The organism is Chitinophaga sp. HK235 (assembly GCF_018255755.1).
Taxonomy (GTDB): Bacteria; Bacteroidota; Bacteroidia; order Chitinophagales; family Chitinophagaceae; genus Chitinophaga.
This window is the reverse complement of record NZ_CP073766.1, coordinates 2036738-2062379: the sequence shown is the minus strand read 5'-3', so window position 1 is coordinate 2062379 and position 25642 is coordinate 2036738. Positions and strand designations below refer to the sequence as shown.

Annotated in this window: 16 protein-coding genes; 8 read left to right on the top strand and 8 right to left on the bottom strand. The window is 49.8% G+C overall.

Annotation, left to right across the window (positions count from 1 at the left end; all coding sequences use genetic code 11):
• Positions 1 to 167: 167 nt before the first annotated feature.
• The gene (locus KD145_RS06575; protein WP_212005112.1) at positions 168 to 1403 is read left to right on the top strand and encodes an MFS transporter; all 1236 of its coding nucleotides are present in this window, start codon (positions 168 to 170) and stop codon (positions 1401 to 1403) included.
• Here the strand turns inward: KD145_RS06575 and KD145_RS06570 are convergent.
• From KD145_RS06570 to KD145_RS06545, 6 genes are all read right to left on the bottom strand, one after another.
• Complete coding sequence (locus KD145_RS06570; protein ID WP_212005111.1) at positions 1390 to 2013, bottom strand: biopolymer transporter ExbD; 624 nt, start codon at positions 2011 to 2013, stop codon at positions 1390 to 1392. The genes KD145_RS06575 and KD145_RS06570 overlap by 14 nt on opposite strands.
• Positions 2014 to 2096: 83 nt before the next feature.
• On the bottom strand, positions 2097 to 2882 hold the full coding sequence (locus KD145_RS06565; protein WP_212005110.1) for a helix-turn-helix domain-containing protein: 786 nt from the start codon (positions 2880 to 2882) through the stop codon (positions 2097 to 2099).
• 204 nt (positions 2883 to 3086) lie between these two features.
• On the bottom strand, positions 3087 to 5870 hold the full coding sequence (locus tag KD145_RS06560; RefSeq protein WP_212005109.1) for a hypothetical protein: 2784 nt from the start codon (positions 5868 to 5870) through the stop codon (positions 3087 to 3089).
• Between the two features lie 42 nt (positions 5871 to 5912).
• Positions 5913 to 8078 carry a HEAT repeat domain-containing protein gene (locus tag KD145_RS06555; protein ID WP_212005108.1) on the bottom strand — a complete coding sequence of 722 codons (2166 nt, stop codon included), beginning with the start codon at positions 8076 to 8078 and terminating at the stop codon, positions 5913 to 5915.
• Between the two features lie 15 nt (positions 8079 to 8093).
• Positions 8094 to 9728 (bottom strand): HEAT repeat domain-containing protein, encoded by a 1635-nt coding sequence (locus KD145_RS06550; RefSeq protein WP_212005107.1) that lies wholly within the window; start codon positions 9726 to 9728, stop codon positions 8094 to 8096.
• Between the two features lie 20 nt (positions 9729 to 9748).
• Complete coding sequence (locus KD145_RS06545; protein WP_212005106.1) at positions 9749 to 9946, bottom strand: hypothetical protein; 198 nt, start codon at positions 9944 to 9946, stop codon at positions 9749 to 9751.
• A gap of 263 nt (positions 9947 to 10209) precedes the next feature.
• Here KD145_RS06545 and KD145_RS06540 point away from each other — a divergent pair, with 263 nt between their 5' ends.
• The gene (locus KD145_RS06540; RefSeq protein WP_212005105.1) at positions 10210 to 11400 is read left to right on the top strand and encodes a histidine kinase dimerization/phospho-acceptor domain-containing protein; all 1191 of its coding nucleotides are present in this window, start codon (positions 10210 to 10212) and stop codon (positions 11398 to 11400) included.
• Between the two features lie 23 nt (positions 11401 to 11423).
• A complete protein-coding gene (locus tag KD145_RS06535) occupies positions 11424 to 12773 on the top strand; it encodes a sigma-54 dependent transcriptional regulator (RefSeq protein WP_212005104.1) in 1350 nt (449 codons plus the stop codon).
• Between the two features lie 70 nt (positions 12774 to 12843).
• Here the strand turns inward: KD145_RS06535 and KD145_RS06530 are convergent, their stop codons facing one another.
• Complete coding sequence (locus KD145_RS06530) at positions 12844 to 14190, bottom strand: outer membrane beta-barrel protein (protein WP_212005103.1); 1347 nt, start codon at positions 14188 to 14190, stop codon at positions 12844 to 12846.
• 255 nt (positions 14191 to 14445) lie between these two features.
• The gene (locus KD145_RS06525; RefSeq protein ID WP_212005102.1) at positions 14446 to 17553 is read right to left on the bottom strand and encodes a non-ribosomal peptide synthetase; all 3108 of its coding nucleotides are present in this window, start codon (positions 17551 to 17553) and stop codon (positions 14446 to 14448) included.
• A gap of 454 nt (positions 17554 to 18007) precedes the next feature.
• Between KD145_RS06525 and KD145_RS06520 the strand changes: the two genes are divergently transcribed.
• The 5 genes from KD145_RS06520 to KD145_RS06500 all read left to right on the top strand — a co-directional run bounded on the left by KD145_RS06520 (position 18008) and on the right by KD145_RS06500 (position 25571).
• Positions 18008 to 18904 carry a phosphotransferase family protein gene (locus KD145_RS06520; RefSeq protein WP_212005101.1) on the top strand — a complete coding sequence of 299 codons (897 nt, stop codon included), beginning with the start codon at positions 18008 to 18010 and terminating at the stop codon, positions 18902 to 18904.
• 58 nt (positions 18905 to 18962) lie between these two features.
• Positions 18963 to 19547, top strand: a complete 585-nt coding sequence (locus tag KD145_RS06515) for an RNA polymerase sigma factor (RefSeq protein ID WP_212005100.1) — start codon at positions 18963 to 18965, stop codon at positions 19545 to 19547.
• A 343-nt stretch (positions 19548 to 19890) separates the two neighbouring features.
• Positions 19891 to 20628: a FecR family protein gene (locus KD145_RS06510; protein WP_374223532.1), complete on the top strand. Its 738-nt coding sequence runs from the start codon at positions 19891 to 19893 to the stop codon at positions 20626 to 20628.
• 36 nt (positions 20629 to 20664) lie between these two features.
• On the top strand, positions 20665 to 24189 hold the full coding sequence (locus tag KD145_RS06505; protein ID WP_212005098.1) for a SusC/RagA family TonB-linked outer membrane protein: 3525 nt from the start codon (positions 20665 to 20667) through the stop codon (positions 24187 to 24189).
• 14 nt (positions 24190 to 24203) lie between these two features.
• Entirely contained in the window at positions 24204 to 25571 is a 1368-nt protein-coding gene (locus KD145_RS06500) for a RagB/SusD family nutrient uptake outer membrane protein (RefSeq protein WP_212005097.1), read from the top strand.
• The last annotated feature ends 71 nt before the right edge of the window (positions 25572 to 25642 follow it).

Genomic DNA, 25642 nt, shown 5'->3' with positions numbered 1-25642 from the left:
ATTGAAAGCTTGCACCATCAATGATGGGCTGTTACTTTGGGGTGGAATAAAGCTCCAGGTATTTGTTGGGTTCCCGAACGAATTCAGAATTTTATGAGAAAACCATGTCATTTCATAAAACATCAAGTCCTAATTTTGCGGGCAAATGAATCAATAGCCGCTATAAAATGACTACCAGCACTGTTAAACTGAAACGGATAAAGGAAAGTAATATTGGTATTGCCACACTACTTGCCTTTGCTATGATACCGATGTCGGGATTTGCTACAGACATCTATATTCCCTCCCTGCCGGGCATGACCAGTGCACTCGGCATTTCCAACGGCCAGGCACAGCTGACCCTGAGTTTGTTTCTGATCAGCTATGGCCTTTCTCAGCTTTTTGTGGGTGGCCTGCTCGACAGCTACGGCCGTTACAGAATAAGCATGGTTTCCATGTTGCTTTTCTGTCTTTCCTGTGTGATCATTGCCAATACACATAATCTGTATGTCGTATATGCGATGCGGATACTGCACGGGATCACCATTGCAGCCATGGTGGTGAGTAAACGCGCTTTTTTTGTGGACCTCTACTCCGGCGAAAAACTCAAACATTACCTGAGCTTCTTTACTATTATATGGTCTACCGGCCCTATTGTGGCGCCTTTTATAGGAGGATACCTGGAAGTGAGCTTCGGATGGGAGTCCAACTTTTATTTTCTGGGTGGTTTCGCGGCGGTACTCTTTGTACTTGAAGCGATCTTCGGTGGCGAAACCATTCATCAGACTACCTCTTTCCATCCGGCAAGAATCCTCTCCATTTATATGGGCATGGTGCGTACCGGCAGTTTTACACTGGGCATTGGTATGCTCGGACTGGCCTATTCCATGGTGATGGTATACAATATGTCGGGTCCGTTTATCATTGAACACTATTTTAGTTTATCGCCGGTAGTTACGGGATACTGCTCCCTCTTCCTGGGGTTTGCCTGGATGGCGGGTGGTTTCCTGGGCAAGGGGCTGATCAATAAACCCTTTGTCCGGAAGATGAATATCAACGTGTTGTTACAGCTCGTTGCTGCCTGCGCGCTGTTACTAACCTTTAGCCTCTTTAACCAGCTGTGGACCATCCTGGCTTTTGCTTTCCTGGTGCATGTAGGAGCTGGTTTTACCTATAACAACTACTTTACCTTCTGTCTGCAGAAATTCCCCAAAAATGCGGGCATCGCCGGAGGACTTACGGGTGGCCTTTGTTATGTGATCGTTTCCATGCTCAGTGCAGGTATCATATATGTGTTGCCGGTACAGGACGGACGGAACCTGTCTTTCAGTTACATCGTCCTGATCCTGGCCAGTGCCCTGGTGATGTACCGGGTGCTCCTGCTGAATAAAAAAGAGCAGGCGGTAAATGTTATGACTTCGTAAGCGGGTTGGCTTTGAGATTGGTGACCAGATTGATATGCTGGATGCCTTTTTCCTTAAAGGAAGCCAGCAGCTTTTTTACCTGAACATAAGGCGCATCATTATCGGCCCTAACACAGTATTTCAGTGTACGGACACTTTTATGCTGGGCTGTGGTGGCATATTGTAGCCATATCTTCACCTCATTGGACGCAGAATCGGTTGGAATACCGGATTCTATCGGATGCTCTTTCCGTTGTTCCGGACGCATGGCCAGGTATGCTTTCAGGTGTTTTAATTCTGTACCGATACTGGTGCCGACAATGAATTTATTTTTTTCCGCTTCTGTGAGGCCCAGCTGAAACTGTTTGTCAAGGTCCTCGATGAGTTGTTTTCTTTTGGGTTGTCCATCCATATCAAAAAATATCCTTCCTTTTTTATCCATGGTAAACAGGATCACATCGGAATCGGGAAGTATCTGTGTATTGATGGAAGAGGGTGTTATTACGGCAACGGGTTCGGCCGGCTTGAACCGGGTAGCCAGCATAAAAAACGTAAGCAGCAGGAATACCATATCGGTCATGGCGGTCATATCAACGAGGGTGCTTTTACGGGTAACTTTCGACCTGGGCATAAGTTATCATTTAGGTTTAAGAAAAATCTTCCTGTCAAAAATCTCTCAAATAACGCAGGGGAGAAAGGTGTGTTTGCTCCATTTTATGATACTTTTACGCCTTGCCGCCTATAGGCTGCAGGGGTGATCCCTCCATGTTTGCGGAAATACTTGATGAAGTTGGACACCTCGAAGAACCCCAGTTCAAATGAGATTTCACTGGTGGTCTGGCTGGTATGTGTCAGCATTCTTCTGGCTTCCAGCATTATTTTTTCATCAATGAGCTGTTTGGGTGATTTGCCTGTAATATGCGCGGTGGCTGCATTTAACCGCTTTTCTGTAATGTGCAGGGCTGTGGCATAGGTGTGTACCATTTTCACAGATCGGAAATCACGGGCCAGCAACTGCTGAAAGGCGGTCACATAACTGCGGTCTCTATCTGCGTTCAATGGTATTTCAGCAGGTTCCAGTTTACGCGCTGCTGCAATCATGAAGTGCTGAATAAGGTTTCTGTTCACTGTTTCGGAAGGAGCAGTGGTGGCATTTTCTTCCATCAGCAATGTTGCCAGTAACCGGAGTACCCGGTCTTCTTCCTCTACCTTTATATAGCGTGGCTGCTGACTGTCTCTGAACAGAATGTGATTATTGAGAAAAACAGCATCTTCTGCTGATTTGCAGAAGAAGTTTTCGGTGAAGCTGATGGTGATGCCTTCATAGTGCTCATCCATCAGTATATGTACCCTGTCTTTTCTGATAAACAATATCGTGTCCCGTGTAATGGATACTTCCTCAAAATCTACCATGATCCTGCTGGATTCGTTGTTGAACCACAGGATCAGGTAGGCATCCGGGCGCAGGGCATTGTACAGCCAATCCTGGTGCGTTGTCATGCATAACATCATAGACTGAATCATGAAATCAGTCCTGTATAGCTGATAGTGTTTGAGCGGTATAATTTCTCTTGTTGACGGGTCTTTTTTTCTCATGGGCTTCACCGTTGTCTCTTTGAGAGATGCAGACAAGGATGATTTCCATAATACCTGCTGATTAACCCACGGGATGGTCAACAATAACCACCCCGTGGGTTGAAGATATTACCCCAGTTTCTCTTCCAGTTGTTGTATGGCACTGTTGATCACTGTCAGTTGTTCTTTAACCTGCCGGGTATGCGGGTATTGTGCCAGCAGTTCTTTCAGCAGCTGATGTCCTTCGGCCAGGTTGCCCGACTGCAGGGTTTTGGCAGCATGCTGAAATAACTGTACTGCTGATTCCTGGTCGGGATCATACACCGGGAAGTATTTATAGGTAAATGTTTCCCATAACGTTGCATCCCAGGGCCAGTGTTGTTGCAGTACATCTTTATTCATGCCTTTGAGCACCTGTGGAAACTGCTTGCCGTTGAAGCCGGGTTCCAGCTGGTGTACTACTTTACAAATACCACCATATACGATAGCAGCTGCATCCGCTAATGCGCCGGGAATGGGTTTGCCATTCAGTTTTGTTACGTAGTCGTTCCATTTTTTCCAGAAGGTATACAGCATGCGGTCGCCCAGCGGGTTGCTGGCGGTGAGCTGCTGATACCCTTTGAAAAGCAGGGTAAGAAACTGTTCCAGCTTATCAGCATCCTGATGGAGGTATTTGCCCCATACGCTGTTACTGTTTCTGAACAGGTGTTCGAGTACCAGGTAGGGCAGGGTGGCGTTAGTGTCGTTGCCGGAGGGCAGTTCGCTGAATATACGATCAATCAGGTCGGTGGGTTCGATAGCAAATACAAGCGCGGCTACCGGCCACTGTGTATACGGACAGGTCCAGCCACTGAATTCCCAGTCGTTGAATGTATGGATACTTCTTTTGGAATGGATCTCCGGCATGTTGTACTGCATGTATTGCCGGTAATTTTCCTGATTAAAGAGGCGGAGCAGTCTTTCCCGGTATTCCAGGTCGATGAAGCCCGCTTGCTCGAGATATTTGCGAACGATATATACACCATCCTTGTCTTGTGAAACCAGGATGTAGTCGAGGCTGAGGCTTACCAGTTCGGGAGTGACGAGTTTGCCCTGCTGCAGGATGGTGACCACTTGTTGCAGCAGACCGCTGGATGGAGGCAGTTGTAACAGCAGGCGGTATAATTCGATGATCTCACTTTTTTTGATGGTCCGGTTGTTCCAGGCATCATTCACCAAACGTTGGGCTTCCATAAAACTCTGCATGCCATTCTTTTTCAGCATGGCATCTTTGAGTGTGGAGAGGAAAGCACCTGTTTGTTCGGCTTTATCAGCACCTTTGAGCAGCCAGGTGGCGCCAGTGACGGCTACCAGGTAAGGCAGTTCAGCTCTTAATGCCGGATGTTGTTCGGCCAGTTGTCCGATCAGTTGCACCCATTCATGCAGGGGCTGTTGCGGATACCAGGCAATATGCCGGTAGAGGGCCTGCAACAGGGAAGGTGCCAGTTGACTGAAATCCGCTTCCAGTGTTTTGAGTACGCGGTATACGCGGTCCAGTTCCTGAATATCTTTTGCCTGGTCCAGCAGCAGCCCCAGACTTCTTTTGAGAGCGGGATCATCGCTGTAGGAAAATGTCTGAAGCCTTGTGATGACTTGTTGTTTGAGTGCAGGAGGATACCAGTGTCCTTCGAGCACATCGCAGAACAGTTGCAGCAGGGGCTGTCTGTTTTGTTCATTGACAGCCACTTCGCAGGCCGCAGTAGCCAGCAGTGATTTCAGGTGATGATCGGTTTCCTCGTTGGCTAATGTAACCAACAGGGCTTCTGTTTGTACGGATTTGCGACCGGTGTGCAGAAAAACCTGTACGAGGGCGCTGCGGAGGGCTACCAGTGGCTCTTCGCGGATAGCTTTAGCCAGTGCGGGTTCCAGCTGCTCCTGCCACTGAGCAAACTTAGCGGTGAGTAATGGTAGGGTGGCTTCCCGTACGTAGGGGCTGGCATCCTGGAGTCCGCCGATGATCAGCTGAGGCAGATCGGCTTGTTGTAATAATTGCAGCAGGCGGATTTTGAGGCCGGCGGAGGTGGTTTGTGTAAACAAGTCAACAAACAGCGGCTGCAGCTCCGGATGCGCTACCAGCCTGCCACTGATCAATGCCAGCAGTTCCGGCTGGTCAGGCATTTGTTGCAGTGCGGTAAACAGGTCCCGGAAAAGACTTTCATCTACCTGTCGCATAGCCGACAGTAACCCGATGATCGTTGTTCTTACCGATAGAACAGTTTCTACCGGTATCATCCTGGTGAGCTGTGATAAAACATCGGAAGGCAATACGGGCATTGCCGCAAGCTGCTGTAGTGCGGTATGCCGGAGTGCAGTGGGTTCCAGCGGGTCGAGGAAGTGCACGGTCATCCGCGCAGCATGGGGCTGAGGTAATTGTTCTACCAGCGTCAGCAACGGGCCACGACAGCCTTCCGGTGCCAGTGGAAGATAATCGTTGATTTTAGCGATGGTATCTTCGGTTTTGTTGACACTGTGTTGTAATCCTTTGATACTGGCCAGTTGTATGTCGGTATCCAGATCATTGACCATGGTTTCTGCCAGTATCTCCTGTATCCCGCTGATATGTGATGCCAGTGTTGCCAGCCTGCTGACGGCCATATAGCGCAGCGGGCGTTCCGGATCGAGACAGGCGATAAGCGACAGGGTATGGATGTAATGTTGATGCTCCTGCACACGTGCAGGGTCTATGTCACAAAGCAGCGCAAGTATGGCTGTTTTGACTGAAATGGTTTCTTCTTTTTGCAGGGCATCGCATAAGCGGGTGATGCCTTCTGCTGTTTCGAGGAAGGGGCGAAGGTCGCTCAGTGCGGCCAGACGCTCTTCCGTGCTGCGTTCTGCAGATAATAGTATATCGAATAAAAGAATTTCTTCCGCCATATTCCTTTTCAATGGAGATGATGAATAATGTACCTGCCGGTGTTAATCGGCAAAACCGGGACCTTCAGCTGCCGGGTCAGGGGCCGGGGCTACGCTGCGTTGCAGCGCTTCCATGTCTATGCCGCAGTTACGGCAGACCGTACGGAGCTGGTCTTTGAAAGTGTTATCTGCTAACATGCCCGGCAATTTAGCTGCGGCTGTCAACAGCTTTGGCACTGGTTCCCAGGTATTGTTGGCAGAGAGATATTGAAGGAAGGGAAGTATACCCTCGGCGGTGGTTTGCTGCAGCATCCGTTGTGTGAACACCGCTTCCAGCTGGTCATGCCATACCATGCGCAACAGTTCATCCAGCTGTATCATATTGATATAACGACCTCTCTTTTCCAGCAGCTGCCATAGCCCTTCCCGGAGAATTTCAGCGGAAGGGTTGCTTTTCAGAATCAGCAGATACCATTTGAATTTGGATTCATTGCCCAGGTCTGTATGCAGGAGCTGATTCATGGCATAGCGGCTCAGATGCTCGCTGATGCCTGCTTTCACAGAGAGGAAACGAAGTATCTCCACATCGGAAACACCATCCTGATACAGTGCATTGCTGTTGGCAGGATGGAGGGCTGCCACCAGTACTTTGCCGGCCATTTCAGGATTATCATTATAGAAAAGCCAAATATGCGGGAAGATACCACTCAGATCATGGGTTACATCGGCCTTATGCAGCCATTGTTCCCAGTTGATCTGTGTTGCGCCGTTGTGGGCAATAGCCTTCTCCTGTACCAGGGTGCAGATGTGCAGCAGGTCCTGGGCGGTTTCATGATCGGCGAGCCGGCTGAATACCTCCACTGTTGCCTGTGGCAGTTGCGGGATACAGCTGATTTTCCGTGCTAGCAGCAGGCGTTGCTGATAGGGAATATCCTGTTGCAGCAGCGCAGGAGCAGCTGCAGCGATAGCTGTGGTATTGTCTGGCGTCAGTGGTACCAGCAACAAACCTTGTACTGCCCAGGACCGGATGGCGGTGGAAGGAGCTTCCAGGGCACGGAGATAAAAACGGTTCCATGCTTCGCCGGTGTTCATGGCGTTGGTAATGGCTTTCAGGATCACGGCTTTGCAGTCGTCATGCTGTTCTTTTTCATAGGCGGCCATGAATTTGTCGAGCATGGAAATTTTTTCAGCGACCTGTTTGCCGAGTATGTCATAGATGCCTATGGCGACTGCTGTCTGAATATCCTGGTCCAGCAGTTGCCAGAGTGTATCAGACAATGCTTCGTTGCGGGTAGTGTAGGGGGCCAGCAGGTAGAGTAGTTGCTGCGCTACCTGTATATTTTTTTCCGTGAGCAGGCAGTTGCTCAGGTAGGCGATATTGTCAGGAGTGAGGGTGAGGCTATACGTAAACACCTGCATGGCAGCCTGTCTTACGGCAGGATCGGGATCTTCCCGGAGGGCCTGCAACAGGATGGCAGTCACCTGCGTATGGCCGATACCGTGTACCGCCAGCAGCTGTATGCTCCATTTGCGGAGCAATGCGTTTTTATCGGATTGGATAAGTGTACACAGGGCGCTTTCAGGAACGATGGAGCGGTCTACACAATAACGCAGCACCATTTCCTTGATCACGTCGGGCGTAGCCGGTTGCAGCTGTTGCGCCAGTACCGGGGTTTCCAGCTTGTCACGCAGTAGGAGGCGGTTGAGTAGTACCAGTTTATCGGCGGTATCTATTGTATGCAGGATCCCGAGATAGAAGGCCAGATCTTCATCACTGGTATGGGCCGGTATGAGCAGCCAGGAAAGTATCTGGCGCTGTACGTCTGCATTATCCTGTTGCCGGTAAAAGTCTATCAGCCGGCGGCGTGCAGCAGGATGGGCCAGTGAAAGCCTGCCCAGCAAAGGCAGGATGATATCGCGGGATTCATCCTGCTGAAGGGATGCCGACAGGAGGGCGATGAAGCCATCTTTGTCGGGTATCTGCTGTAATCCGTTGGCAGCAAGGCGCTGCAGCATATCAGCTTTCAGCTGTGTATCTGTTTCATCAGCGATAAGGCTGATCCAGCGGGAGATGATGGCCGGATCATTGAGATAATGGGCTGCCGATGATAGCAGAGAATATTTATTGTCTGTATCGGAGAGTGGCACCATATCGAGCATCAGGAGCGCCTGTTCGCTGCCGGCGTTTCTCCTGGCCCTGATGGCTGTAATCGTATTACTGAGGTCCATGTTTTCAGTAGTTTATCAGGAGGTTTTTAATGTACCTGGTTTCAGGCCCGAGAGGGCGTCTGCCAGCATATCCTGTTGTGATTCGTCTAAAGGAAGTTTCATTGTAGCGTCCAGTGCTTTCTGTCTGGAGAGGGTATCTGCCAGTTCATTTTTGACAACGTTGATCAGGATATCAAACTTTTTGTCTACACCCGGGCGCAGATAGCCGTCGAGGCAGAGGCGTACCAGTTCGCGGTCGTTGTCGTACAGCAGTACATCTTCCAGTGCAGGTGGTATCTGGGTATATATCTCCGCAGCATTGGCCAGAATGCCGGCGCAGGTGATGCGGAAAGGAGAACCGGGTTCTGTCAGCTCGGCACAGAAAACATCCACCAACTGCGGATGACGGGCCACAGACAAGGCTTTGATCTGATTGAACAGCACTTCCCGCAGTGTTTCGTTGTGTTCCTGGCGGAACAGCTGTATAACCGGCTCCAGTACTTTTTCCATGCTGATCTTACCGATCAGCAGCTGTAATACTCTCTGGCGCTGGCTGGTGTTGGGAAGTCCCTGTATACTCTGAAGGAGCAACTGACTGATCTGTTCATCGCGGCCGGCATAGGGAGCCAGCATATCTGTGAGCAGATCAAATTCGTGGCTGGCAAATACACCGGGATGGCCGGAGAAGGCTGTTGCTACCCGTGTCCTGATTTCCGGGATGCGCATCACCGGTTTGAGCTGTTGCAATAAGGTGGTGCGTACGCCTTCCGAACGGTCGGAGGCCAGCAGGGCGGCCATAGCGATCAGTTGTTCGTTGGTGCGTTCGGGTAGTTCGGATTGCATACGCAGCGCCTGGCTGCGGATACTTTCATCGCTGTCATTTGTCGCCGACCAGAAGAGCTGCAGGATGACTTCCTCCTTCCAGGGTTTTATCCGGGAGAGGGCGTTGAGGGCTTCTTCCCGGGCATATGTTTCCGGATCGGTGCGCAGCACGGGTATGATGACGTCTGCATATGCCGGTTCCAGGAGGCGGGCTCCTGCCAGCCTGCGCAGGATGCGGAAGCGTACTTCGCGGTCATTTTTTACATCGAGGTAAGGCTGCAAACCGGCCACCAGCAGCTGACTCCAGGAGGGGCATTTTTCTGCTATATCGAGGGCCTGCAGCTGCATCACCGTAGGGGCGTTCACGTTTTGCTGCAGGGCGGCAAGGGCTGTATCTTCTGAGATGGAGGGTAGAGAAGACAGGGTATCCTGAACGGCTATACGTTCTGCTTCACTCAGGGAGTCCTGTCCGGATAACGCCACAAAGAAGGCTGCCAGGCGCGGGTCCTGGTGGATGCTTTCCTGAAGGCGGTATAACAGGGCTGTGCGGGTATCGCGGTCTTTCTCCTGGCGGTATACATCGAGCAACGCCTGAAAAAGAGCGCCGGTATCGGTAAAACGCGAGGTGTTCAAAGCGGCGAGAAACTGCAGCAGCTGTGTTCTGGTTTCCTTGTCTTTGGTAAGGGGCAATACTTCCAGCAGGGCGGTGGTCACTTCGGGCACATGCAGGTTGCGGGAAGCCATCTGGATGATCTGTGCTTTAATAACCTGTTCGGAATGCGGGCTGCCCAATACTTTACGGATAAGCCCGGGCAAAGCCTGCTCAGGGCGTTGGGAGTTCTGGTCCATGCTATCGTTTTTTCTATGAATCAATGGCCGGTGATGGCTTCAATTTTTTCCAGGGATATCAGTCCGCGTTTACCTTCTTCGGTCCTGATCTCTACATAATCAGCATCAATATGGGTTACAATACCGCTGAGTGTGTGATGGGTCAGGAAGATATGAACGGGCAACTGCTCTGTTTTGCTACTCTCGAGCATGACAATGAATACATTCAAATTGGACATATGGTTAACATTTTTTGATGTTGTTTTCCGGATGGGGTAAATATAAGTATTTTCAGCGGTTGCAACCGTTAATTAAAACGGGTAAATACCTTACCATTTTGATAAAAACCCTACCATTTTGGTATACCCGGCAAATGGGAAGAGCGGAGGTGCTTGTCTTTAATGTGCTGTAAATCAGTTTTTTTGTTTCCGGAGGTTGCTATTTATGATGAATGGCATCTGTTTGGTGGCATGTTGGTTGAAAACTTATAACTTTTACTATCATGCTACGGTTAAGAACAAAGCTGACCCTGGGTCTCATATTCCTGTTTGCCGTGACGCTGGCGATCAGTATGCAGGGTATCTATCGGATATACCAGCTGGACCGTGATGCCCGGTTGATTCTGCAACAGAATCTGCATTCCATCGTTTATTGTAACAATATGCTGCAGGCACTTGAAAAAGAGCCCGTACAGTTTGACCTGTTGCAGCAGAACCTGGACCTGCAACAGCACAACGTTACGGAACACGGGGAAGAAGCACTCACCGCTAAGGTGACGGCACAGATGAAACAGCTGCAGGCAGATCCCCGGAATGAAGCCCTGATCAAAGCAGTACGGCAAACGGTCTTGCAGATAGCGGTGATCAACCAGGAAGCCATTGTACATAAGAACAGTGCCGCCTCCGCTGCGGCTTCCAGAACGATTCTGACTTTATCTGTCATTACCCTCATTCTGCTCAGCCTTTTTCTCATCTTTATTTTTAGCTTTCCGCAGATCATCACCCGTCCCATTAATCTGCTGGAAGCCGGTATCGGGGAGATCACAGCCAGAAATTACAATGCCCGCATAGATCTGCAGCCGGGAGATGAATTTGGGGAACTGGCAGCGGGTATCAATACCATGGCAGAGAAACTGCGCACCTATGAAACCAGCAACCTGGAAAAGATCCGTTCCGAAAAAACAAGGATAGAAGCAATCATCAACCTGATGAAAGATGCGATCATCGTATTCGATGACAAAAAAAACGTCCTGTTTATGAACACCGTGGCCAAACGTATATGCGGCCCCGTTAAAACATCGGATCATCCGGTGCTGGATATGATTATCAGACATCCTGCCAATCAGGAGCTGAAAATCAGCAGTGGCGGACAAACGGCGACCTTCATCAAGGAGGTGATCAGTGTAGGCAATAATAGTGATGTGATCGGTGAAGTGATTGTGCTGCGCGATATGAGTGCCATACAGGAACTGGCTGCAGCCAAAACAAAATTTATAGCAACGGCTTCACATGAGCTGAAAACACCCATCGCTTCCATGCAGATGAGTCTGAATCTGCTGGCTGACAGCCGGACAGGCCCATTGCTGCCGGCACAGCAGGAACTGGTGAACAGCATCAGTGAAGACGTGGAAAGGATACTGAAGATCAGCACAAGCATATTGGACATTACAGATGAACATTTACAAGCTATCTGACGCATTGTCAAATCACCCAAAACATGACAACGGGAACAATCTTACTGGTGGAAGATGAAGAGAAACTTCGTCATCTGTTAAAACGTATTATCGTACTGGAAGGCTTTGTCGTACACGAATGCAGCAGTATGAAAATGGCCCGGCGTATCCTCGAAACAACGCCGGTGGATGTTATCCTCAGCGATGTAATGCTGCCGGATGGCAACGGTATAGACCTGGTATCCCATGTACAGGAACGGGGCCTGCTGGCCGCTACCATTCTGCTGACAGCCTATGGTAATATTCCGGATAGTGTGCGGGCCATCAAACAGGGAGCTTTTGATTATATCACCAAAGGCAACGACAATGCGAGGATTATTCCCCTGCTGTACCGTGCTCTGGAAAGGGTAGCATTGCAGCGAAGGGTGCTGCAGCTGGAAGCCCGTGTGGGCAACCGTTATGCTGCTTTTAATGATATCCTGGGTACTGCTGCCGGTATCCGCGAGGCCAAACAACTGGCCGCGCAGGCTGCCCCCAATGAGGTTCCGGTGTTGTTACTCGGTGAAACGGGCACCGGAAAGGAAATGTTTGCACAGGCCATCCATCATGCCAGCACCCGGTCGGAAAAAGAATTTATTGCCATCAACTGCAGCGCCATCGGGAAGGATATCCTGGAAAGTGAATTGTTTGGTTATAAGGCAGGCGCTTTTACCGGCGCTTCCAAAAATAAAAAAGGTCTGATGGAAGAAGCCCATCAGGGCACGCTGTTCCTCGACGAGATAGGGGAGATGCCGCTGGACCTGCAGGCTAAGCTGCTGCGGGTGTTGGAAACATCTTCGTTTATCAAAGTAGGAGATACCCGTGAAACAAAAGTGGATATCCGTATTATAGCAGCCACTAACAGGGACCTGGTAAAGGAAATAGCAGCCGGCCGTTTCCGGGAAGATCTTTATTACCGGCTGAATGTATTTGCCATTACCCTGCCGGCCTTACGGGAGCGGAAAGAAGACATACCCCTGTTTGCTGCTTATTTTATGCATTTGTTTGCCGGAAAAAGCGGAAGACAGGTGAACAGTATGAGCAGCGAATTTATTACCCAGCTAACTATGCACGACTGGCGCGGCAATATCCGTGAGTTGAAGAACGTGATAGAACGCGCAGTGATTGTGGCTCCCGGCACAGAACTGACGCCGGACACGCTGCCGCTTGACATCCGGCTGCATAGAAGCCCGGTACATCAACCCGGCGCTTTTGATCTTGCTACTATAGAAAAACAACATATCCAGTGGGTGGTCCGGTATGCGGCGGGCAACAAGTCCAAAGCAGCCAGGCTGTTGAATATTGGCTTGTCTACCCTCTACCGGAAAATGGAAGAATATAGCCTGTCTTTTTAAAACCAGGGGTTGCTCATAAAAAGGGCAGCCTCTATTGTTAGCTGTGAGAGACCGCCCTCCTTACACTTTATCAGAACCGTACAATCAGATCCATGGCCGTTGTAAACTGATCTCTGCGCAGCCCGTTGTCATACGGGGTGGCATCGTTGTTCCAGGCACGTTCGTAACGGACTTCCGGCCGTATCCTCACCAGGTCATTGAAATGATGTACCCATCCGATGGTATGGCTGGTATATGTCGTCGTATAGCCGGTACGGTTACCCTGCGGGTCGTTCAGCATATCATTGCGGATGGAGAGGTAATCCCTTTTGTGAGACAGCTGTATCTGGAAATAGTTGACCAGCCCTACTGCTGAAGCGATGCCTGGGATAGTGGCGCCGAGTCCGGTGCCCATGTACCATTTTTCTCCGGGCCCTTCTATCGCAGTGCCTCCTACGGCAGCCTCGTGTTGCCAGATATAATAGGCTTCTGTATGCATATGCACCCTGCTGCTGAAGCGGTGTCCCCAGGTAGCTACCACCATCTGCAGGTTGTCATGCGCATTTTTGTAGTAACCTTTTCCCATGGAATTGATACCGCCATAAAGTGCATTGTTGTTATCACTGGAAACCCATCTGGCCATCAGTAGTCCGTTAGGGCTGGCAGAATTGCTCCAGGGTGCCATATCGTTGCCGGCATGTACGCCCGCAAAGAGCTGCCAGTGCGCATTGAGTCGCAGGGCGGCATGTACACCGGTAAACGTATAGGGGTCTACGGTAAACATCAGGGAATGGGAATACAGATAGTTGTCCGGTGCCCACTGTGCTTCAATATCAGCGGGTGAGATAAACCGGCCTACCTTGATCAGGAGCCCTTCTGCTATGCGGGGCAGATAAAGCATGGCATACACCTGGGTGGGATCATAACCATACAGGTTGTTTTTTTGCAGCAGCTGATCGCTGAAAATACCTTTTGCCAGGGTATACCGGTAATCTGTTCCGTAAATATTGTCTACCACAAAGCCCCAGTCGGCATGTTCACGCTGTACGGTATTGGGCTGCCGTTCTACCCGGAGAATCAGCTGGTCCAGCACTACGTTGTTGGGTACCAGGTTATAGGAGGTGGGTGCATTGGAACTGCGGCTGGTGCTGAAGTTGCCGCCTACATCTACCCAACCGTAAATTTTAATACGGCTTTTGCTGCCGGACAATCCCAGCGCACGGGTCAGCGGATAATCCGGTGCGTCCGCCGGAATGCCTATCAAAGGGCCACCTACCCATTCCCCGCTGGGAAAGGGAGGGGCTGAAAGCGGAGAGGGTAAACTTCTTCCGTTGGAACTGTCTACAGTTAAAGCAGGCGTTTTACGAATGGTGTCTTGTTGGGCAAATCCTTTTGATAACATCAACGTCAGAACAAACCAGGAAATAACATTTTTCATCTTGAAATAGAAATTGGTGAATTGAACAGTCCCTGGATATCCAAAGATGTGCCCCGGATAGAAAATTTTTGGGTGAGGCGCGTGAAATCCTTGATGGTAAATGCTTTGGAGAGATATTGTTTTGCGGGAGATGACAGAAAAAGAATAGTGCTACCATGTCAAAATGATAAAACCCTGTCAAAATGAGAAAACGGTGAAAACGCAGAAGGGAAGCCGCATGGGAACAATTACCCATGCGGCTTTGATTTGAGTGGCTTACGCCGTGGGTATGCCCAGGTACCGGAGATAGTTGTCCAGCATGGGTTTGTCGAATGTAGGTTCCTCAATGCCGGAGCCTTGCAGGAATTGGTCTACATGATCGCGGTGCCACACGTAAGTGTCCTGATAAAGCTCTACAGTAGAGAGGCCTTCGTGCATGTTGTCCCTGAAAAGACTGGTGAGTGGGTAGAGCCGGTTGGTGCTGTCATCTTCCCACTGTTTGCGCCATTCTTTGTAGGGCAGCGGTTGCAGATTGAAGCCATAGAATTGTTTCAGCCTTTCGAAGAACTGCTCCAGGGTAAGATTTTTTTCCGGAGAAGCGATCAGGTTGAATTTTTTGCCGATGGCTGCTTTGTTTTTAGTGATATGCACCAGTGCTTTCACCATATAGTCCACGGTGATGAGTCCTTCCCGCAGTTCCCGCAGGGCAGGGTAAGAAGCATACTGCACACAGTTTTTAACCAGGCTGGCCCACCACTGGTAAGGGGCGCTGGCGCCTGACTGGCTGTGGCACATAGCATAGCCGAGGCGGAAGGTGATGACAGGCACACCTTGTGCTGCGGCCAGGTCGGCCACCGCTTCCATTACCCATTTGCTTCTGACATAACCAATGTCTTTACTTACAGACAGCAGGTTCTGGGCGATGTCGTCTGTTTCCTTCATAATGGTTTTATGCGTGAAGACATGACCCCAGCTGTACACCGAAATGGTGGAGAGCAGCGACAGGCATTTGGTTTTGCCGGTGGCGGCAAAGCGTATGATCTCGCGTAAGCCGTCTACATTGGGCTTTTTCTGAAAAGAATAGGGCTCAATGAAATTAACGGAGCTGCCGGAGTGATAGATCACTTCTATCTTATTTGCCAGTTCCTGATACTGATCTGCTGAGATTCCCAGAAAAGGCTGGCTGAAATCGCCTACCACTGGTATAATCCGGTGTCTGGTGTTTTCCTGTACCGGAATATGATAGGAGGTAAATGCCTGGTATATCTTATCCAGCGCATGATGTTCATCTTTTGCCCTGGTAAGACAATAAACAACGGCCTGAGTGTTGTCGAGCAATTCCTGTAACAGGTGGATGCCTACAAAACCGGTGGCGCCGGTGAGTAACACGGCAGACTGATTTTGCAGCACACTGCTATCGAATGCATTATTGTACATGACGTCTGGCAGGAGGTAGGCATCCTGCTGCAGGGCCACATAGGGTTCCATATCTTCTTCCGGAATACCGGTTTCGCCGGTGCGAACCCTGTTATCAATCATCGTGGCCAGTTCTCTCAGTACGGGATACTGATAAAGATCACGCAGGTATGTTTTGATATTGAACCGGTCACTCAATTTGGTAGCCACGGTTGCTACCAGGAGAGAGTCGCCGCCGATATCAAAAAAGTTGTCGTTATGTTGAATAAAAGGCCGTTCCAGGATATCGGACCATACTTCCGCAACAATCTGTTCTGTTTCAGTGAATGGTTCGGTAGATTCCTGATAACCGGCGCCCATCTGCTCAAAGAGGGCTGCCAGTGCGGTTTTGTCTACTTTGCCGTTCGCATTTACCGGTAATGTTTTGACACAGATAAAACGGGCGGGCACCATATATCCCGGCAGTTCCTGTTTCAGCTGTTGCCGGGCGAGGGCGATACCTTGTTGTTCGTTGGGATGGTCCTGCACGATAAAGGCTACCAGTTGTTTTTGCTGACGGTTGTTGTCAACGGCTATCAGCGCGGCTTTTTTAACATGAGGAACCTGCAGCAGTGCTGCTTCTATCTCTCCGAGTTCCACGCGGAAGCCTCTTATCTTCACCTGGTTGTCTATTCTGCCGAGGAACTGTATGTTGCCATCTGGCATGCGGCGTGCGAGGTCGCCGGTGCGGTAAAGTTTGTGGCCGGGCTGGAAGGGATGTGTAACGAATTTGCTGTCTGTCAGGGCCGGATTTTTAAAGTATCCCTGTGCGATGCCGATGCCGCTGATGCATAGTTCGCCTACTGCGCCGGCAGGGAGCAGTTGCAGGTCGCGGTCGAGAATAAAGGCCTGGGTGTTGGCGATGGGCCGGCCAATGCTAGGAACATACTGTCCGTCTACATCCACCACCGGGCGATGGGTGGCATAAACGGTATATTCCGTAGGACCGTAATAATCGATCAGCGTGTATGGCAGACCGTTGGTTAATACAGGCTTCATTTGTTCACCGCCGGAGAAAAGGTATTGCAACGCGAGGCTGGTGGTTTCGCGGCTAAGGCTTACCAGTTCCGGGACTAGTACAGTGGGGGTGAAGGCGTGTGTCAGCTGATTCCGATGGTAAAACTCCATCAGGAGTGCGGCGTTGGTGCGCTCTTCATTGTCGGCGATAAACAGGGTCGCTCCGGACAGGAGGGCCGACCAGCATTCCCATACGGAGATGTCGAATGCCAGGCCGGCAACGAGCGACAGGCGGCTGTTGCTGTTCACGGCATAATGATGGTTGTGCCAGGTGATCAGGTGCTGGATAGACAGGTGGTTGATCATCACTCCTTTGGGCTGGCCCGTGGAGCCGGAGGTGTAGATGATGTAGGCCAGGTCTGTGGGCGCGGGCTGTACTGCTGGTGCACTCATGGGCTGGTCCTGCAGAATGGTCAGGTTGTCGAGGTAAACAACGGCCGTGTTGTGCACCTGAAAGAGCCGTGAGCCCAGTGATAGCTCGGTAATAATCACTTTGGCTTCCACTTCTTCCAGGATAAACGTTACCCGCTTGCCAGGATAGATAGCATCTACCGGGATGTAGGCGGCACCTGTTTTCAGGATGCCCAGCACCGCGATAGGCCATTCCAGCGAGCGTTCCAGGTAGACGGGCACATAACTGCCTGTTGTTACACCTTGCGCCAGCAGATAGTGGGCCAGCTGGTTACTTCTTTCATCCAGTTCACTGTAGGTAAGGGTCTTGCCCTTAAAAGCAATGGCAGTGTGGTGTGGTGTTTGGCCGGCTTGTTTCCGGAACAGGGTTACCAGTGTTTCCCGGGAGTTGTAATCTTCCCATAATGTTTGTCTCAATAATTCGGCTAGATGATGACCTCCTTCGGTAGCAACAATAGGATGTTGCTGCCCGTGGGCATCAATACGGATCGCGTGGTCCATAGGAGTACGGTTTAAATTGAAAGGTTTGAAATGAGGGTTTCGGTCAAAAAGGTGGTTCTTTTTTGATACGGTTTTAAAATCGATTACTCGGGAAAATGGGAGATAGTGGAAGTTTAACGTGGATACTTAAATGGCTACCAGGTGTTATTGGTTCACTGTATGGTTTTTTGGTTTTAAATGGAATTTTCTTATCTAGCCCGTGACTGCAAGTTATATTGCAGTACTGAAATATGACCGCAGTGAAAAAATACTTAATTCGTTCAGGATAAAGTGGCTGTACTCCGGGTTTAAATAGTTGACTGTGGCTGGTCTTCAGTGGCATGTGTTGTTGTATGCCGGTGAATAGCGGGTTACCGGCGCTCATCACTGGATGTTCTATATGCGAAAATGTATTTATGTTTAAAAGAGAGAACCAGATGCTTGTTTTTACGTTATATGATAATCCGGAAGCAAAATGAGAAAACCAATTGTTGACATACAGGAGATGATCACGGCCATCGCTACACTGGGCGGGGAAATAACCCATATTGAACCAGTACAGGATGGGGAAGAGTCCTTTGCATTCAGAGTGATCATCTTCGGAAAAAAATATGTGCTGAGGGCTAATCACGATATTCATGGTTTTGAGAAAGATGATTTTGTGTGCCGTCGGTTTGCTGGTCCGGCATTACCCATACCGGAGATAGAAGCGATAGGTGTATTGGATAACGGCGTAGCCTGGTGTTTGTCGGTGCTGGTACCGGGTGTTACCCTGCAGGACTTGCCGGTAGCGGCGTTGCCGTCAGTCACCGGAGCAGTAGATGAGGTGATGAAAGCCATAGCAGCAGCACCGTTGGATGGGATGAGTGGTTTCGGGCCTTTTAATGCGCAGGGCCATGGCCGTTATACCAGCTGGAAAGCTTATCTGGAAAGTATTGTCAACGATCCGTTGTACAACTGGCAGGAAGCCGGTAAGCGCGTGCCGATGAAACGGATCCTGCCATTACAGGAACAGCTGCTGCAGTCAGTTGCAGCCTGCCCTGAAATACGACAACTGGTGCATGGTGATTTTGGTTCCAATAATGTGCTGACAGACGGACATCTGGTGACGGGTGTAATAGACTGGTCGGAGGCCATGATAGGCGACAGCCTTTATGATATGGCTAATATTTTTTTCTGGCGTACCTGGTTAGATTGTATGGAATACCAGGCCCGCTATTTTGAAGCGTTCCCGCTGGACAAGGCCAGGCTGGCCTGTTACCAGCTGCGTATCGGACTGGAGCAGGTGTATCAGACCGCTATAGATGGTGCAACAGATGATCTGGACTGGGCACTGTTGCGCTGTGAACACCTGGCAGGGTTATCCCGCTGAATTGTCTTGAAAGGAATTTTCCTGTAATATTGCAGCTTCATGTTTTTCCTAGTTTAACATGCACGACAAAGAATTATGGTCCTGGTACAAATCCGGAGAAATCAGTGGACTGGAAGGGCTGTATAACAGCTATTACTCGCCACTGACCAATTATGGATTTAAGTTTACCCCTGATAAATTCTTTATAGAAGAAAGTATTCAGGATCTGTTCCTCAAGTTATGGAGGAACAGGGATGCGATTGTTACCCCGCTGGTGGTAAAACAGTACCTGCTGCTTTCTTTCCGTCGTATATTGCTGCGTAAACTGGAGTACAGCCCTTCCCGGCTGGAGGATGCGTTTTCCGGGGAACATATTCCTTTTAATCTGGAACTGTCTTATGAACACCCGTTGATCAGAGCTGAGCGTGCGCAGGATCTGAAACGGAAGGTAGATGCCCTGCTGGATACCCTCACCAACAGGCAGCGGGAGGCCATCTTTCTGAAGTATTACGAAGACCTGTCGTATGAAGAGATCGCGGAGATTATGCATATCAACATAGGAGGCACCTACAAACTTGTATATCGCGCATTGGAGCGCCTGAGAGAACAATTCGGCGATTTTTCCCTTCTCGTTCTGCTATATCTGCTGCAGCAACGCCGTTAAAAATTTTTTTTCATTTTTTTCAGAAAAATGGGATAATCCGGATATCCATTTGTGTCTGTATGGTTATAGCTGAAGGAAAAGGTTCATGGATGTGATGAATAAAGATTTTAATGATTATCTCATGGAGGATTTTCTGGCGGATGAATATTTTATTCGCTGGGTAAAATTCCCCGATGCCGCTACAGATAAGTTCTGGCGGCAACTGGCGGTTACTATGCCGGCCAAGGCGCAACTCATGCAGGAAGCAAGAGAAATAATATATGCGTTGGCATTACCGGTCATCAATAATAATGAACCGGGTAAGGAAAAAGTGTGGCAGTCAGTCTTAACCGGCATAGAACAGATGCCTGTACGCCGGATGCCCCGTTATCGCCGGTTCTGGTTGGCAGCGGCCAGTATATTATTGTTGCTGTCACTGGGAGCGACGTGGTACTTTAGTTCTACAGTGACGATGCGTACCGGATATGGACAAATACGCAGGATAGAGCTGCCGGACCATTCTATACTGATACTCAATGCGCACTCTTCTGTGTCCTATGCCCGCAGCTGGCCATTAACGGGCAAGCGGGAGGTATGTGTGGAAGGAGAAGCTTTCTTTGATGTCAGACATCTGGGGGATACTTTCCGGGTATGGGCAGCAGATGTAAGTGTGACCGTATTGGGTACTGCATTTAATGTCCGCCATCGTCACCAACATACAGCTGTAGTACTGCAACGTGGTCGTGTGCGTATCGACGTGGGAGGCCGGCAGGGGCTGAGCACCTATCTGCAACCCGGTGAGGAATGGTCCTTTGAAAGCGGCTCCCACAGCGGCATCAGAAGAACTGCAGATACGGCGGCCGCTATGGCCTGGACCAGGCATGAGCTATTGCTGAATGCTACCAGGGTAAAAGAAATCATCAGAATACTGGAAGAGAATTATGGTTATACAGTAGTGCTGGAAGACAGCACCATCGCTGAACGTGAAATTAAAGGAAGGATACCTATGCAACAGGATAGAGACTTGTTGTTCGTATTGTCCAGAGTACTGGATATAGATATCAAACAAAATCGGGATACGCTTTTCTTCACTGCCAGATAGTGAACAATTATTTTATCAACCAACCAAAAGTCAATTATGAAGAGAGCACAGTTTGGCAAAGCTGCGGCCATCGCATGCGCATGGATGTTCAGTATGCAGCTCACGTACGCACAAGTCAGACCCATGCCGGTCATGACCGCTCTGAAAGAAGTCATGCGGATATTCGGGACCAGTTTCGTTTACGAAAATCATCTGCTCGACAACGTTACCACTACCGTTGATCCCGGTACCTTCCGGGGTAGGGCGATAGAAGCCGTATTGAAAGAAGTGCTTTATCAGCGTGGTTATCTCTTCCTGTATGTGAATGACAACACCTACACGATTGTGAAAGATATGCGCCGTAAAAAAGAAGCTGTTGCAGAAGCCGCTGTGACCGTCAGCGCCAGTGGTTTTATTGCACAGGAAGATCTGCTGCTGGTCCATGGCCAGGTAACGGATGAAAGCGGAAACCCATTGCCCGGTGTTACCGTCAAATCTTCTTCTGCCAAAGCAGGTACGCTCACAAATGCCAGTGGCAACTACATCATCCGGTTGGGAAAACCGGGAGAGCTGCTCATATTTACGTTTATCGGCTTCAGAACACAACAGCAGGCTACTACCGGGAAACAGCATCTGGACGTAGTGATGGGCACAGACAACATCCAGCTCAAACAAGTGGAGGTGTCTACCGGTTATCAGACTATTGCCAAAGAAAGAGCTACCGGTTCTTTTTCCCAGATCCAGGAAAAGGATATGGAAAGAAAGATCACCATGAATGTGGTAGACAAGATGGAAGGTATGGTGAGCGGACTGTTATTGACCAGCAACCTGCCGGACGCATCCGGCAGACCTACCAAAAACTCGCTGCTCAGCATCCGTGGCCGTAATACGTTCAAAGCCCAGCAAGATCCGCTCATCGTGATAGATGGTTTTCCCTATGAAGGTGACCTGTCTATGATCAATCCTGAAGACATTGCACGCATCACCTTTCTGAAGGATGCGGCTGCGGCTTCTATCTGGGGTGTTCGTGCAGCCAATGGCGTAGTAGTGATTGAAACACAGAAAGGAAAACCACAGCGCAAACAGATCAGCTTCTCTACCAACTTCACCCTGGGAGGCCGGCCCAACCTGGGTTACAGGCCGGTGGCCAGCGCTGCCGACTATCTCGACTTTGAAAAAGAAGCCGTAGATAAACAGCTGATCCCTGATCCCAGCGGCAGGTCGCTGCCTGCCGTTTCTGCCGGTGCAGATATTTTTTTCCGTTATAAAAAAGGGGAAATTACTGCTGCCCAGAGAGATGCACTGGTAGCACAACTGAGCAGCTATGACTATAAAAAACAGTATCAGCAATACCTGTTGCAGCAACAAAAGATACAGCAATACAATCTGTCTGTCAGTGGTGGAAACGAATTTGCACGGTATTTCATCTCCGGCTCTTTCAGTGATGAACAGCCTGTGGCCAAAGGCAACCGTAATCAGCGTGTAACACTCAACGCTACCAACAGTTTCCAGCTGAGTAAACAACTCAATGCCAACGTAGGTATTATGGCTGTCATCAACAATGTCAAAAACAGCGGGCAGGGACTTCGTCCGCTGGAACCCGGTATCAGCACCATGCTGCCGTACGATCGTATTGTGGATGATAACGGCAAGCCCATACAGTATGCCCGTGCTTTCAATAGCCGGGCACTGGATTCCTTGCAACGGCTGGGGTACCTTCCATGGAAATATGACTACCTCGCTGAAATGGCCAATGCAGATAATACCAGCCGTATGAACCTGTACCGCATCAACAGCGACTTCAATTACAGGATCATTCCCGGATTAACTGCTTCCCTGAGTGGCCTGTATGAACGTACTTTCCTGCGTAACCGCAACTATTATAACCCTAACACCTATACGAGCAGGAATACTATCAACAATGCTACGTCCACAGTGGCCGGCAACCCGGTGAAACTAGTGTATGGCCTGCCACAGGGCGGTATCCTGGACCTGTCCAATGCAGATATGGAACATTATGATATACGCGGACAGCTCAACCTGAACCGGCAGTTTGGAAAACAGCATCGCGTGGATGCCGTAGCCGGCAGTGAAATACGGCAGGTATGGATGTCGAGCGCCTCCAGCCGTTTATATGGATATGATGATCAGACCCTGGCGTCTATGCCGGTAAACTACGATACCTATTTTAAAACCGCCGTTAGCGGTAATCAGAATAAGCCAGGTATTCCGAACAGCCTGGGAGATACCAGGGACCGTTTTATGTCCTGGTATGGTAATGCCAACTATACCTTCCGGAGCCGGTATGTTTTTTCCGGCAGCGCCAGGCTGGACGATTCCAATCTGTTTGGCGCCAGTAAGGAATACCGGGCAACGCCCTTGTGGTCATTGGGTGGTATGTGGAAACTGGGAGAAGAGTCTTTTATGCAGCTGCCATTCCTCAACCGGCTCAATCTGCGTGTAACCTATGGCGTTAATGGTAATGTAGACAAGTCCACGAGTCCTTTCCTGATTGCTGCCGTATCTTCTTACCCTGGCTACTACAACGGGCAGAACTATGCTTACATCAGCAATCCGGCCAATCCGTTTCTACGCTGGGAAAAGACCAAAACCTTCAACATCGGGGCCGACCTGTCTTTCTGGGATAGCCGCCTCGAAGTAACACTGGACGTATACCGTAAACGCAGCTACGACCTCCTGGGACCCGCTGAATTTAATGCGACCTATGGTTTTACCAGTCTGGTGGTAAACACTGCCCAGTTGAATAATCATGGGATAGACCTTAACGTATCTGCCGGAATCATTCAGCAAAAAATCTTCTCCTGGAAGACGATGCTGAACTTCGGCTATAATGAAAACAAAGTGGCTTCTTCCAATATGCAGCGGGAAAACGTGAGCTACTACATCAACAGTGGCAGCGGTGCGAATCCCATCAAAGGCCGGCCTATAGAAGGTATTTACAGTTACCGCTATGGTGGACTCGATAGTATTGGCAGGCCCACTGTTTTATCTGGTGATGGCAAGCAGCAGCTGGCTGCCACCGATATTTCCGCTGACCTGTCTACCCTTACCTATAGCGGTACCACCGTGCCCCGGTTTTATGGCGGCCTGACCAATATCCTGCGGTATGGCCAGCTGGAACTGTCGTTTATGATCACGTATAAACTGGGATATGTGTTCCGTCGCCCCACTGTTGATTACTTCAGCTATTTCACGCAGAAATCCATCCACAGTGACGTGGCAGACCGCTGGCGCAAACCCGGTGATGAAGCTCATACCAATGTACCGGTAGTACCTTCCAATACCATTAGCTACGATAACACCTGGTATCCTAAGTCGGATAAACTGATAGAAAGCGGCGACCATATCCGCTTACGGGAAGTGTCCCTGGCATATGAACTGTCGGCCCGTTTGTTGCGCCCCCTGCATATGCAGCGCCTGTCGCTCATTGCCTATGGCCGTAACCTGGCCTTGTGGACTAAAAACAAAGCCGGCATAGATCCTGACTTCGTGCCTGCCGCTTATTATTCGATACTGCCACCGGCTCGTTCTTTTGCCATTGGCCTGAAAACAACTTTCTAATCTTTAAATGTGGAATGATGGTCCGTACTTATCTGATATATTTTGTTGCACTGATTACCCTGGCAGGATGCAGCAGGGATTACCTCGACATAAAACCCAAGGGCAAAGTCATCCCTTCTACGTATAAGGATTACCGTTTGCTGCTCAATAATTCCAATGATCTCGCAGGCTCCTACGGTACAGATGAACTGGCCACGGATAATGTAGAATTCTATGAACAGCAGGGACTGGGCTACCTGGGCACCAGCTCCTACCGGATACATACCTGGCAGGACAATGTATTTATGAGCACAGACAATGATGCTCAGTGGAGCAACCTGTACAAACAGGTGTATCTGTCTAATGTTGTGCTGGATGGCATGAAAGCGGTCACCGATGGCTCGGAAAAGGACCGTAACCAGCTGATCGGCGAAGCACTGGTACACCGTTCATTTGCCTACCTGTCGCTGGTAAACCTGTACGCTGTACAATACGATGCAGCTACAGCCGCAACCGACAAAGGAGTGCCCTTATTGCTGGCGCCTACCATGGACGCCAAACTGAACAGGGCATCTGTAAAAGCCGTATATGACCAGCTATTGGGTGATCTCAATCAGGCTGCTTCGTTGCTGGGTACTACCAGTACCAGCGCCTACGAGCCTACGCAGGCCGCCGCCTATGCCTTGCTGGCCCGTACCTGCCTGATCATGGGCCGGTTCCAGGACGCCCTGAACGCTGCATCGAAAGCGCTGGGCATAAAAGGAGAGCTGTTCGATTACAATAATGCTGTTGCTGATCCGCGTAACACTTTTCCGCAGAACAGAAACAATCCAGAAACCATCCTGATGAAAACAGTATCTAATTCATATAGCTGGTTTTCTCTGAGCAAAGACCTGCAAACAGCTTTTAAGGATTCGCTGACGGACCTGCGTTACAAAATATTGTTCACTTCCACCACCGATCCTTTCAAAGGGTATCTGTACTACTACGGAGAGTTCCTGTCTTTCGACAGCCGTGTTGTAGGCCCTACCGTCCCGGAAATGTACCTGGTGCGGGCAGAATGTGAAGCCAGACTGAATGATCCCGCTGGGGCTATGCAGGACCTGAATACGCTGCGTAAAATGCGTATTGCCCGCGCTGCCTGGCAGCCCGCCACTGCTACCACTGCTGATGATGCTTTGTTGCAGGTGCTGGAGGAAAGGCGCCGGGAACTGTGTTTTAGAGGGCTCCGCCTGTTCGACCTGAAAAGGCTCAACAAAGAACCTCGTTTTGCTAAAACAATCACGCATAACTATAACGGACAAACGTTTTTAATAAAACCCAATGACTACCATTATGTGTTCCCGATCGCGCCCAAGCTGATGCAGCTCAATCCCGAACTGGAGCCTAATGAAAGAAAGTAGACCAACCAATAAAAAAAGGCGGCGGATACCATCTGCTATGGGTTCGCCGCCAACTATCTCATTAAAAATGA

Bases quoted from the DNA above. Each gene is read 5' to 3' on its own strand.
- KD145_RS06575 (WP_212005112.1), top strand. From the start codon at position 168: ATGACTACCAGCACTGTTAAACTGAAACGGATAAAGGAAAGTAATATT.
- KD145_RS06570 (WP_212005111.1), bottom strand. From the start codon at position 2,013: ATGCCCAGGTCGAAAGTTACCCGTAAAAGCACCCTCGTTGATATGACC.
- KD145_RS06565 (WP_212005110.1), bottom strand. From the start codon at position 2,882: ATGACAACGCACCAGGATTGGCTGTACAATGCCCTGCGCCCGGATGCC.
- KD145_RS06560 (WP_212005109.1), bottom strand. From the start codon at position 5,870: ATGGCGGAAGAAATTCTTTTATTCGATATACTATTATCTGCAGAACGC.
- KD145_RS06555 (WP_212005108.1), bottom strand. From the start codon at position 8,078: ATGGACCTCAGTAATACGATTACAGCCATCAGGGCCAGGAGAAACGCC.
- KD145_RS06550 (WP_212005107.1), bottom strand. From the start codon at position 9,728: ATGGACCAGAACTCCCAACGCCCTGAGCAGGCTTTGCCCGGGCTTATC.
- KD145_RS06545 (WP_212005106.1), bottom strand. From the start codon at position 9,946: ATGTCCAATTTGAATGTATTCATTGTCATGCTCGAGAGTAGCAAAACA.
- KD145_RS06540 (WP_212005105.1), top strand. From the start codon at position 10,210: ATGCTACGGTTAAGAACAAAGCTGACCCTGGGTCTCATATTCCTGTTT.
- KD145_RS06535 (WP_212005104.1), top strand. From the start codon at position 11,424: ATGACAACGGGAACAATCTTACTGGTGGAAGATGAAGAGAAACTTCGT.
- KD145_RS06530 (WP_212005103.1), bottom strand. From the start codon at position 14,190: ATGAAAAATGTTATTTCCTGGTTTGTTCTGACGTTGATGTTATCAAAA.
- KD145_RS06525 (WP_212005102.1), bottom strand. From the start codon at position 17,553: ATGGACCACGCGATCCGTATTGATGCCCACGGGCAGCAACATCCTATT.
- KD145_RS06520 (WP_212005101.1), top strand. From the start codon at position 18,008: ATGAGAAAACCAATTGTTGACATACAGGAGATGATCACGGCCATCGCT.
- KD145_RS06515 (WP_212005100.1), top strand. From the start codon at position 18,963: ATGCACGACAAAGAATTATGGTCCTGGTACAAATCCGGAGAAATCAGT.
- KD145_RS06510 (WP_374223532.1), top strand. From the start codon at position 19,891: ATGCCTGTACGCCGGATGCCCCGTTATCGCCGGTTCTGGTTGGCAGCG.
- KD145_RS06505 (WP_212005098.1), top strand. From the start codon at position 20,665: ATGAAGAGAGCACAGTTTGGCAAAGCTGCGGCCATCGCATGCGCATGG.
- KD145_RS06500 (WP_212005097.1), top strand. From the start codon at position 24,204: ATGATGGTCCGTACTTATCTGATATATTTTGTTGCACTGATTACCCTG.